Source organism: Bacillus sp. AY3-1 (genome assembly GCF_008368785.1).
GTDB lineage: Bacteria > Bacillota > Bacilli > Bacillales > Bacillaceae_G > Bacillus_A > Bacillus_A wiedmannii.
The window spans coordinates 33213-46121 of the sequence record NZ_QORZ01000002.1 but is presented as its reverse complement, the minus strand read 5'-3'; the positions used below and the strand labels follow the sequence as shown (position 1 = coordinate 46121).

The following is a 12909-nucleotide window of genomic DNA, read 5'->3' as shown; positions in this document are numbered from 1 at the left end:
TCATGAGTAGACTATATTTTATGTTATCGATTACATGTCAACATTTTTTTTACGGAGGGTTTCTCTATGGTAACAATTAACGAAATAGCTAAATTATGTAATGTATCAAATGCTACGGTTTCAAGAGTTCTAAATAATCATCCATATGTAAATTCAGAAAAACGTGAGAAAATAATAAAAGTAATGCAAGAATTCAACTATACTCCTAGTTCTATTGCTAGGAATCTTAGGATAAATAAGACACAAACCATTGCTCTATCAATTCCAAATATAGATCATCCTTTTTTCGGAAAATTAGCTAGAGAAATTTCTAAAGAATTATTAAAACACAATTACAAATTGCTAATTTATCAGACTTTTTATGAGAAAAAAATAGAGCTAGAATTACTTTCATTACTAAAGAATAAAGCTGTAGATGGTGTAATTCTCGCATCCCTAGAAAATAGTTGGGAAAATATAGAGCATTATTTAGCATATGGGCCCATATTACTTTGTAATGAGTATGAGGAAAATGCACCTATTCCAATAATTTGTTACGATGAATTTGAGGCTGGATACAAAGCTGTTAAACATTTAATAAACAAAGATCATAAAAAAATTGGCTTTTGTTTTGATTCTCTTAATAGTCAAGCACAATTAAAACGCCAACAAGGATATTTGCATGCCTTAAAAGAAAAGCAATTACCATTCAATAAAAATTGGCTGTTTGGAGATGCAATTACTATTGAAGATGGATTTAGAATTTTTCAGAAATTAGATAAATTAAAGGATAGACCTACTGCATTATTTACTGGAAATGATCAAGTTGCTGCTGGAGTCATTAAAGGAGCTACTATAAAAGGGTATTCTATTCCAACTGACTTAGCTGTTTGTGGTTATGATAATCAATTAATTTGTACAGTTACAACTCCAACAATTAGTACCATTGATATTCCAATTGTTGAACTGAGTAAACGTACCGTTAACGAGATTCTACTATATATAAATACAGATGAATCTATTAAACGTAAAATTATTGAATATCCTACAAACTTAATTATCCGTGAATCGACATAATTAAAACAAAAGTTTCTGCTTAAACTTATCTAATAAATAAAAATAAAAAGAGGACGTAAATAATAATGCGTCCTCTTTTTATATCAAATTAAAATAATCCATCAAAATGCTTTTCACGAAGTCAGATAGATAATGTTTTTAAGAAAGTTAAGAACTTACATATTAGCTGTTACAATAGGTGGATCACATAATTCACACCTATTACAAGCTTTACATATCACTCATATACCGTTACCTTTTTTAGATATATATAATGATTAAAAATTGTGAAATTTTATAGTATTATGTAAGACATTTAATATCAAATATATTACATTCACTATGAAATTAGTTTGTTTATAGGATTTCTATAGATAAACAAGGTACTAAATTGACTCTTAAGAGGTCATTACCATTACATTTATCTAAAAATTGAAAAAACATGTGTAGATAGATATCATCTTAAATATATATATAATTAATTTTAATTCTCTGACATAATTCCACATAATTCTTAAACCAGTTTTTTGTGCATTATTAAATAAAATATTGCATAATGTCAGTCTTTAAAAGATTATATATCAAAACTTTAAGAGAGGAAGAAAAACTATGAAGATGAAAAGAAAAATCATGATGACAACAGCACTTGCAGCTACATTAGCTACAAGTGCATTACCTACTACATCAGTGTTTGCTGCAGAAAAAGAGGCTCCTATCCAACAAAAAGAGGCTCAAATGGGTATTCAACCATTAGCACAAAATAATTTAGAAACAGCTGTTAATGCTGCCTTAAATGGTCCAGAAATCAAAAAAATAAAAGTATTTGAGCATGAATTTAATGTAAAAGAAATAGAAGTAGTAAATCTAGGTGGAGGAAAAAAATATGTTAAGGGACAAATTTCTCATCATTTAAGTTTCCGTCCAGATGATCAATTTTATTATGAGTTTACTGTGCAAGATGGAAAAGTAGTAGATAAGCCTGTATTTAATATTGATAGAGGTGGTTGGACACCATTTGCTGCTCCACTTTTATCAATTCTTGCTGCGTATAATGGAATTCCAGTTAATCCAAATGATTTAAATACACTTGGTCAGCAGATTGGTAAAGTTATAGATGGAAGCTGGGAACATGCAGCCCAATCTATCGCAACTGTAGTTAGTCTAAGTTTTAATGAGTAAAATGTTTTAATTTTTATTAGCATTGTAGGGACCACTTTTCCTAAATAGCCTTGTTATAAGAAATTCCTGAAACAGCTATAAATAGATTTTTACCGCTCACTCACATTATCTTAATTTGTTAACCACCTTATCATTCATAATATGTCACAAAATAGAAGTCTTTTTAAGGCTTCTGTTTTGTTTGTATACAATACAGCAAAAAGCTTATTTTTACCTATCTATGCTTCAATTTTTTAAAAATCCGTTTGGCTATTAGATATAAATTATTACAATAAACCAATAATATCTTAAGTTAGCTCACTACCTCTTTTTAATTACAAAAATTCATTACATTAGGAATAAAAAACAATAAATATAGTAAAAAACCATCTTATTATAGCTATTGTTTAAAAGTCAGGAGAGATATAATGAACAAAATAAAAATGAAAAATTTCTTTAAAATTAGTATCCTCACTTATTTTACACTAGCAATTTTAAGTGCACCATCTACTATTTTAGCTGATAGTCATCCAGGTTATTCTTATGAACCCAATATAGGATATCAGAATCCATCATGGATGTCAGAAGTAGCTGATTCAACAAAATTAAGTGAAATTTCTATTCCAGGAACTCATGGTACAATGGCTTTACATGGAGCAAGTTTTCTTGATGAAAATTTGACAAGAAATCAAACTATGAGTCTCCCCCAACAATTAAATTCTGGAATTCGATATGTAGATATGCGCGTTAAACGTGTAAAGGATTCTTTTGCAATGTACCATGGTATTGCAAATCAAAAAGCAGTGTTTGAAGATGTATTAAAAGACGCAATTCAATTTTTAAAAGATTATCCGACAGAAACAATTTTAATGCGCTTAAAAGAAGAAACTACACCTGAAAGTGGATCTCCATCATTTGAGGAGATATTTTTAAAATATAAAAACGTTAATGCTTCATATTTTTGGGATCCTAATTCCGTACCAACTATAGACAAAAACAACCCTACTTTAGGAGATATCCGAGGTAAAATTGTAGTCTTACAAAACTTTACATCCTCTCAATTGTACGGTATTGATTATGATAGTTTGAATATACAAGATAAATTTGAAATTGGAAGCGGACCAAACGAAATATATGAAAAATGGAATGCGATAAAAATTCATCTACAAAGTGCAAATACTAACTTTAATAATGGAAAAATATATCTTAACCATTTTAGTGGTACGGGTGGTGCAGCCGCATTTTTAAATAATGTATATCCTTGGTTTGTTGCCAGCGGAAAAGAGAATAGGAATACTGATAGTAACCCTAAGTTAATTCAAACGAATTCCACTAATGCGTGGGGTGATTTTCCCCGCGATAGAAATGGGCAAGTGTATTATGGTGGGATGAATACACTTGGGACCGAACTCTTACAACAAGGTGGAATTAGACATTCTGGTATTATCGCAGCTGATTTTCCTGGACCAGGTTTAATTGATAGTATCATTAAATTAAATGGTGTACATTCAAATGAAAAAGAGATATTAATTTCGCAAATTCCATCCGAATCTAGCCCTTTATCCGGACAAAAAAATCGATCCAGTCAAAACTTTAAAATTGATAGTTTACCTGTAGGTACCAAAGAATTAAAATGGGTTATTGAACCTTCAGAAAAAGATCATCCTTCTACTATCTCTTTCAATGTAATGATTGATGTTTCCCTAGGTACCGATTCTATTCGTTGGAAAAATATTTCACATGGATCTAGGACTGAAGCTTACACAAATACTAAATATTATATCGCAAGTCCCATTGGTGCCACTAACAAATTCACTGTGAAAATATACGCTATTACAAATTAGAAAATAAAAAATCCCAATGGAATACCATTGGGATTTTTTATTAATTTCATTTCGTAAACATTAGATGGGGATTAAATTTATTAGCACATCATTTAAACCATTAGAGAATTTTTTTTCGAACACCCTTTATTTTCAAAGAAAAACCCAAAAATGTTAACTACATTTTCCTGATTATCATTTATTCAAAACTGCCTTCCAAAGCGATAGAGCAAAAATCCAATTTGTGTCACCATTGCCTTGATAATCTTGAACTGCTTCATACACTTTTCCCTCATGTACTACTCTATCACCTTTAGTATATGCTTTTCTCGCATCCCATTTTTCATATGTGGAATCCTCTGCCTTTGTTGTTACACTCAAAACATCACTTCTACTAGATTCATTTCCAGCTAAATCAACCGCCGTTACTACATATTTATACGATGTATTAGCCTTCAATTCTTTATCCTTAAAGGATGTATTAGCCGTTGTCCCAATTTTATTCATAACTCCAGCGCTTTCTCTATATACAATATAATGGTCTACACCTACATTATCTTCAGACGGACTCCACATCAAATCAACAGTTGTTGCTGTTGTACTCATACTATGTAATCCTTTCGGTTGAGTCGGAGCTTCTATATCTGGGATTTCATTTGTTGTCTTAACCTTTAGCTCTTCACTTTCTTTTGATATGTTTCCAGCAGAGTCTAACGCCTTTATTGTATAGGTATATTCCGTATTTGCTTTTAGTTTTTTATCAATAAATGTTGTACCTGGTACCGTATCAATTAATTCTCCATTGCGTAACACTTGATACTCTTTTACACCTATATTATCCGTAGAGGCCTTCCATGTTAGTGTAACACTATTGGCAACAACTTTAGACGCATTTAATCCAGTTGGTTGACTTGGAGCTACTGTATCGGGAGTTTCATTATTTACTAGATTTACATCAATTACATTATAAAACGCATTTGACGTATCTGCTACATCCCATACAGCTAAAATAACATGATAACCATTGCGATCCGTTGGTACATTAATTGTATGTGTTAAATTATTTGATGCGGCCGAACTGTCATGTTTCACAGTTCCAATTAGTTCTAATTCAGCACGTGTTAATGGTTTATTAGGATCCCATCCCTTTTTTGTAATGTAATAATGCCATTTGCTTGTAGAATGTGCCGCTGTATATTTCCATGTAAATGTATTTGCCCCACCCTTAATTGTGTTTTTGAACCAGCGACTTGATGTTTGTTGGTCAAGAGTTCCTCCAAACAATCCTCCTGCCGAAGCAATTTTCCCATCAATCGGTCCACCATCTGGGAATCCTTTAGGCGCTTCTAGACTTTGAGGTTCGTACATTACATTTCCACAATTTAAGTTTAATGCCCCATAATTCTGACTACATAAAGCAGCACGACTACTTGGCTTTTCAACAAACCCATGTGCATACGCACTTTGAGGAATCATTGTGATTGCCGTCACCCCTGCAGCCAGAACACAAGCACCTATTCCTTTTTTACTTTTTCTTAATCTTTCTAATTTAGATATTAATTTCAAATTCATTATTGTCCCCCCAATATATTGTTTACGCTAATATATTAGCAATATAGGGATAAACGAACAAATCGCTAATTAATATATTAATATCTCTCATAAATTGGTACATTTATTAATATTTTTAATCTCCTATAAAAATAAAGTAAATACAATAACTCTATTTTGTAACATTATGTATTAAAAGAAGAATAAAAACCTCGTTTAATTTCACAAAAAGTTCAAATATTAATCTAGAGAATTACCTCATTTAAGAAAAATAAACTATTTATGTTACCAAAAAGTAAAAAAAGTCTGGAAGGAACCGATTATATCAGTTTTTTCCAGACTTCACACTTCTGTTATACAACATACAAATACGACATTACCAAGGTTAAGTTGACACATTGTTTCTGAACCTTAAAAAACACCATAAATAATATGGTTAATGAACATAGACCGTTTAATCTTAGACATATCCCCCTACTAATTCAAACTAAACCTTAATTATCCATAAAAAAACTTAAAATATTTATCTTAACATAATTCTTGTTAATACATTAATAGCCATTTGCTATCAAATACTAATAATTTATCATATTATTTTTATCTAATAAGGTACAGAAACAAAGGGTAAACTTCAGTGTGCTTGAAATAAAAACATAAACGTTTTTAGGGTGAAACGTTTAAAGGGTACTTTAGTACTGAGTTTTTATTAAATGTTCCTGTACCTAATATTTTAATTAACGTATGTCAAAATATTTTACAATACAAGTGTTAAACGTTACATATTTCTATATAAAATGATACATTTCATCAACACGTCTCTCCTAATCTATATGCTAAATATAGCAAATTCAGCTCGTTAGGATTTAATTTTAGAATTCTCATAATAGCAAATAATAGATTAGGCACATAATTGTCACAAATTAATAGTTTATCTACTTATTGATTACCTATGAAAACTTTATTACCACTTCAATCTTTACTCCTAAACTAAAGCATATCTATACCAACAATTAATTAAAACTCTTTTAAATAATTTTTCAAAAGAGTCGATAGTTTTATATTTTTTATTGTACATTTGTACATTTGATGTTAGGATTATGCCTATTAAAATTGAATCCTAACGATTCTTCTTTATAATTTCCATATTTTAATTGTTAAATAAAAATATGGATTCTGAAATATATTCAAAATCAAAACGGAAATGTCATTATTTTATAATAATGTCGTGAAATACCTTTAGAATGGAAAGATGTATGCAACAACGTGTTAAGGGGTTACAGGGGGAACAAAAATGAGAGACTTTTTTGATGATAAGTATAAGAATATTGAATTAAAAAGGAGGTTAATACATTTAATAAGTGAAATTAGCGAATTGAAAGGAAAATTAGCTGCTTATCAGGAACAAAACCCTGACATATTTAATGGTTTAGAAAAAACTATACCACTACATTACATGAAAAATTTCACCACTATTTATGAGGATATAAAAGTTCCTAATAAAAGATTAAAAGAACTTATTTTAGATGATATAGTACCTCAAAATATTTCGGAAGATGCTATTTTTTGTTATTATCAAACACTTTCTTTTGTACATAAAAACTCCTGTACTTTATTAATTAATCCAGCAACTATACAGGAATTACATTTTCAACTAATACATTACATTACCTCTGACAGTGCCAAGTGGCGTGAAAAACCTTTTATTATTCCAGGTATTCCTGAGCATGGAATGCACTTGAATAGTTACCGCATTCTTCCGCATGAACTTATTCCACGGTTTATGGAGCAATTATGTGATCAATACAACTCATTAAATACTAGTAAGGGGCTACATTCGCTTTTATTAATAGCTCGTTTTATATTAAATTTTTATTGCATAGTCCCTTTCAATCAAGGTAATGGCAGGCTAGCATTTATGTTAATGCAGTTGCTGCTAATTAAGAGTGGACATACATTTGTAAAATATGTATGTTTGGATAAGTATATTAAGAAAAATGAATCTGAATACTACAATTCGATTTATAAATCTTCGGTAAATTGGTACTGCGAGGAACATAATAGTAGCTTTTGGTTAAAAACGTTTTTAACTATTATATTAGAGGCTTACCAAGATCTGCATAACACTGTTCTAGATTCTATATGTAAACATACTAAAGTTGAGAGAATTCAGGATTTTATACTTAAACAAAAACAGCCCTTTACTAAGGAAAGTATTCGTAACAGATATCCAGACATTGCCGAGAGTACAATTAGTAAGGCTTTAAATTCCTTGCAATTATTTGGGCATATTAAGCTAGTTACAAAAGGAAGAAACGCAAAATGGATTAAAATTTAAAACACTTGGGATCCAAAAATAAAAATTATAACTTTATCACTGAATTTCATTTTAATTTTAAGCTATTATTACTACTTTAGTTATTTCTAATTCTAACAAAACATTTTATAGGAAAAGGTACGCTTCCCTCCACCTTTTCCTATAAAAATATTATAAATAAACACAGAATCATTGTCGAAAAAAGTCGTATTTTAATATTTTTTCTTTATTTTCTGGTTGTAAACGTTTTATTTTCATGTTACCATCATAATCAAACAATAGATGATAATAAAAATGATAGTATTTCTTTCCCTTAGAATCATATAAACGTACGATAATATCAAGAAAATAAGGCCAAAGAAATATTTGCTACCTACCAAAATATCTAATAGGAATTTTGTTGCGTTATTTTTCTGTCAATCCAGAGAAATACATTTTGTCCCTAAACAAAATTTGTTAGCGCGCAAAATTCAAATACACTGGAACACCCAAATAAATGAAATGTCCTTTTTTATTGAGCGTTGAGGTATGAAAAATGAATTCTTCCTACAAAATCCAGCTGAGTAGCATAAAGACATCTAAATTACTTCCTTTAGCGCCATCTATTGTTGACAATATATTTACCAACTATAAAAAAGAACCTATCGAAGGTTCTTTTTTATTATAATCATTCAAATTTCAATTCTATCTTGATACTTAGATTTTCACACAAATTACCTCTACTTTTTTGCTCTTAATTATTAACTTCCATTCCCAATTTGTTTAAATTTGTGAATAAAATTCCATTATATAAAAATAATAAATACAACTAATCGTTATATATTAAAGAGGTGTCAATTTGTCCTTAAATGAAGAGACCTTAGAAATTAAATCAGATAAAAACATTGAAAAGATCCAAACAAGTAACTTAAAAGAACTTAAAAATACATTAGATAATATCTTTGATATTAGTGCAGATTTAATTGAACATCCTTTGCAATTAAAAACAAACACGAATATTTTACTATATTATTTTGAAGGCCTTACAGATGGTGTCGCTTTAAAAGGCAATGTTATTACACCATTATTACAAAAAGTAAATGAGGACAGCCAAATATTTAATTCTAATATTATTGCTACTCATACCAAAATAGTATATACATGGAATGAAATTAAAGAAGGATTACTTGAGGGTCAATGTGTTCTATTTATGGAAGGAGAAAAGCGGTCACTTCTAATAAATACAAAAGGCTGGGCAGAAAGAGCAATTCAAGAACCCATCTCAGAAGTTACTATTAAAGGCTCACATGATGGATTTATTGAGAATGCCACAAAAAATATAGGCTTAATTCGTCGATATCTTCCTTCAACAGAGTTAAAGATCAAAAAACTGACAATTGGAGAACGAGCAACTTCAGTAGTCTATTTAATTTACTTAGGTGATGTAGCAAACGCAGATGTAGTCCAAGAAATAGAAACTAGAATCTGTAGAATTAAAACGGATGCGGTATTGAGCATTGGAGAACTATCGAATTATACAAAAGATCAAAATTGGACTCCTTTTCCACAAGCTTATTTAAGCGAACGCCCAGATGCAATTTCAAATCATATTCTTGATGGGAAAGTAGCAGTGTTAATGGATAGATCCCCTGGTGCAATGATTGTTCCAATGAATTTAATTGGATTTTTTCAAACTCCAGATGATTATAATATTCATTGGCTCATTGCATCATTTTTTCGCTTATTACGATTTGCAGGATTTATTATAGCTATTTTTTTACCGGCATTTTATATTGCTATAGTCTCTTTTCACTTTGAAATCATTCCTATAGACTTATACACTTCTATTGCAACGTCAAGAGTCAAAGTCCCTTTCTCTCCCTTATTGGAAGCTTTTATAATGGAAATCACACTAGAAATGCTACGTGAAGCTGGTATTCGCTTACCACAACCCATTGGACAAACCATAGGAATTGTTGGAGGGATTGTAATTGGACAGGCGGCTGTTCAAGCTGGTCTTGTGAGTAATGTAATGGTTATTATCGTATCTATTACAGCCATTGCATCATTTATTGTTTCTAATTATGATTTATCAAGTTCTATACGCCTTATTCGTTTTCCAATGATGTTATTGGCATACTTTTATGGGATTGTAGGTATTGTTAGTGGATTAATGCTCTTATTTGCTCATTTTGTTTCACTAACTTCCTATCGTTCACCATACGGATTGCCAATCGCACCATTTCGGCTCAAAGAATTAAAAGATTCTTTTGTAAGATTTCCTATTTCTATGATTACCACCCGCTCGAGTACAGGACAGCCGAAACAAAAAAAGAAAAAAGAAGGTGGTTCGCATGGGGAATCTTAAATTCCAAAACATAACTTTATTCGAATTTATTATTTTCATTCATTCACTGCAACTAGCATCAGGTATGTTAATTATGCCAAGCCCACTTGCTACTACAGCTGGCACAGATGGCTGGATTTCCATCATTCTTGGATGGATAGTTACTTCTATAATCGGCGTATTTATTATATTAATGTTACAAAAAAATCCTAACAAAAATTTCTCACAAATCTTAAAAACATACTTTGGTAAATGGATAGGGACAATTCTTTTTCTTTTATATGCCTTTTATCTATTTTTTGCTGGCTTTAATACTTTATTAAAGGCAACTGATATTGTAAAAGTGTGGATATTCCCTTCCACTCCTGCTTATCAAATCACCATATTATTACTATTACCTTTTATTATTTTAGCCCTGAGTGGGTTAAGGGCTCTTACTAGTTATTCTATGCTTGTTTTCTTCTTCACTACTTGGATGCCACTATTTCTTCTTTTTTCACTAAAGACTAACTACAACCCTTTACACCTACTACCTATTTTTAAAGATGGATTATACCCTATTGTAAAAGCAACAAAAGAAACCATTACTCCTTATGCTGGCTTAGAAATTGCATATTATATATACCCGTTCTTACAAAAAAAACAAAAAGCCATAAAAGGACTACTAATTGCGAATACTGGAACCATGTTTTTCTATCTATATGTGACTATTCTTTCTTATATATACTTTAGTCCGGAGGGGATAAAAGATGTAATCTGGCCAGTATTTCATCTGTTAAAAGGAGTTCGTTTTTCTTTCATGGAACGATTAGAAATTATATACATCGCTTACTATTTAATTGTATTTTCCACTACGATATATCCGTATTTATTTTTCAGTTTTGAATCTGTGACCATTTCACTTCAAAAAAACGCCCGCAATTGGGCGCTGCTTGCTTTTATGTTATTTATAGTTGGCCTATTTATTTTCCTAAATCCCGATGTGAATCAATATTTGTTTATATATTCTCTTATGGATATCTTAAATGTCGTTTTCTTTATTCTATTACCAATCTTATTTTTCTCTTACAGTATTCTTTTTACTTGGATTATTAGGAGGAAACAACTTTGATTCGAAAATGGATATGGATTGTAATTTGTTGTGTATATATAATTGGTTGTAGTCAGAGAATTCCTCTTGAGAAGGTTTCATTAATCCTGTTAATTGGCTTGGATAAAACCCCTAATGGAGACATAAAAGTTGGAACAAGCATACCACTCTTTCATCATAAACAGCAAAAAAGTACTATAGAACATTGGACACAAGCATCAACTGTATATACTGGATTCAGTAAGATAGATACGAAATTAACGGGCTATATGACAGCTTCCAAAGCCGAAATCATTTTAATTGGGAAAAAATTAGCGCAAGAAGCAAATTGGTTGCAGGAGCTTGATTCATCATACCGTGATCCTTACGCTACCATTAATACTAAAGTAGTACTTGTAGATGGACCTACAGAAGAAATTTTTAAAATTCATAAGCCTAGTAAACCATCACTTTCATCTTATATAAATGGTGTAATCGAATCCTCAATTCAAAATAACCAATCCGTCTCTTCTACAATTCAACAATTAATGAGAGAACAAAATGAAGAAGGAATGACGCAAACTGTTCCAATTATCAAAAAAACAAAGAATGAAATCGACACAGTAGGAATTGCATTTTTAAATCGAAAAGGGAAATATTTAACTCATATCCCTAAAAAAGACGTTAAATTTTTCAATCTTATAAATAAGCCAAAAAGTAACGGCCGAATGATACTACACCTTGCGCTTCCTCCTAAAAAGTCCAACAAAAAAACAAACACTTCTATCTTCGTACAGAACGCGACAAGGAAAGTAGATGTTGATTTTCAAAACGGAAAGTTTATATTTAATTTCAATATATATGCTAATGTAGCTTTAATAGAAAAAACCAATGCGAATTTAATGAAGGGGCACTATGATAATAAAACAAATATAAATAATTTAAAAAGTGCTATTCAAAAAGAAATTAATAATAATTTACAAAATATGTTGAATGAAATACAGCAGAATAAAATTGATCCAATCGGATTATCCCTATATGCTAGAGCTTTTCAATATAAAGAATGGAAAAAAGTAAAAGGAGATTGGTTGCAAGCGTTAGCAGAGGCTAAAATAAATGTAAAGACACACGTCAAAATAAAAGACACTGGAACCATTAGAAATTAGTCTTAGATTTAATAGCATTTCTCAAAGGAATCACATATTTTTCTAGTGATTCCTTTTTATGAGAGAATAATACCTTGCTTTAACGAAAATACAATATATGCAATTATTAATTTATTTGTTTTAGTTATGAAAAAATCTACTCCTGTCAAAAAAGCTTAGTTCAAAGAAAAACTTCCTATCTTCTACTTATCCTATCCGAAAAGGAACAAGATGAACTTTTAATTATACAGAACTTTAACAATTTTATAACTATCCCCTTCTTGTAGCTACTCTAGTAAAGCTCTTGCTTATATATCGAGTCTCTGGTTTACTTTCTCCAATGGTCATAAATTCATGAACTGCTTATTCTATACATAAATAGCTTTTAGAATAATCTTTTCAGAACAATTAAAGTTGACTTTCTCTTTTGTCTACCTTATCCTACTGGTCTTTAATTTTCCTTTAATCAACCACAAGAACAAGTCTTT

The 12909-nt window shown here is 30.4% G+C and carries 8 protein-coding genes; 7 read left to right on the top strand and 1 reads right to left on the bottom strand.

Annotated features, from left to right (window positions below; translation table 11 throughout):
- Positions 1-66 precede the first annotated feature (66 nt).
- The 3 genes from DN389_RS00490 to DN389_RS00480 all read left to right on the top strand — a co-directional run bounded on the left by DN389_RS00490 (position 67) and on the right by DN389_RS00480 (position 4037).
- Positions 67-1056: a LacI family DNA-binding transcriptional regulator gene (locus tag DN389_RS00490; RefSeq protein WP_088122148.1), complete on the top strand. Its 990-nt coding sequence runs from the start codon at positions 67-69 to the stop codon at positions 1054-1056.
- A 588-nt stretch (positions 1057-1644) separates the two neighbouring features.
- Entirely contained in the window at positions 1645-2214 is a 570-nt protein-coding gene (locus DN389_RS00485; protein WP_098190970.1) for a methyltransferase, read from the top strand.
- Positions 2215-2621: 407 nt separating this feature from the next.
- On the top strand, positions 2622-4037 hold the full coding sequence (locus DN389_RS00480; protein WP_098802094.1) for a phosphatidylinositol-specific phospholipase C: 1416 nt from the start codon (positions 2622-2624) through the stop codon (positions 4035-4037).
- Positions 4038-4211: 174 nt separating this feature from the next.
- Here DN389_RS00480 and DN389_RS00475 read toward each other — a convergent pair whose 3' ends face one another.
- Complete coding sequence (locus DN389_RS00475) at positions 4212-5588, bottom strand: lytic polysaccharide monooxygenase (protein WP_149236718.1); 1377 nt, start codon at positions 5586-5588, stop codon at positions 4212-4214.
- Between the two features lie 1270 nt (positions 5589-6858).
- Between DN389_RS00475 and DN389_RS00470 the strand changes: the two genes are divergently transcribed.
- From DN389_RS00470 to DN389_RS00455, 4 genes are all read left to right on the top strand, one after another.
- Positions 6859-7902, top strand: coding sequence for a Fic family protein (locus DN389_RS00470; protein WP_060488878.1), 1044 nt, complete (start codon positions 6859-6861; stop codon positions 7900-7902).
- A gap of 817 nt (positions 7903-8719) precedes the next feature.
- Positions 8720-10228, top strand: coding sequence for a spore germination protein (locus tag DN389_RS00465; RefSeq protein ID WP_098802092.1), 1509 nt, complete (start codon positions 8720-8722; stop codon positions 10226-10228).
- A complete protein-coding gene (locus tag DN389_RS00460; protein ID WP_098190966.1) occupies positions 10215-11318 on the top strand; it encodes a GerAB/ArcD/ProY family transporter in 1104 nt (367 codons plus the stop codon). Before DN389_RS00465 ends, DN389_RS00460 begins: the two co-directional genes overlap by 14 nt.
- Positions 11315-12442, top strand: a complete 1128-nt coding sequence (locus DN389_RS00455; protein WP_098190965.1) for a Ger(x)C family spore germination protein — start codon at positions 11315-11317, stop codon at positions 12440-12442. The genes DN389_RS00460 and DN389_RS00455 overlap by 4 nt, the downstream gene beginning before the upstream one ends.
- Positions 12443-12909 lie beyond the last annotated feature (467 nt).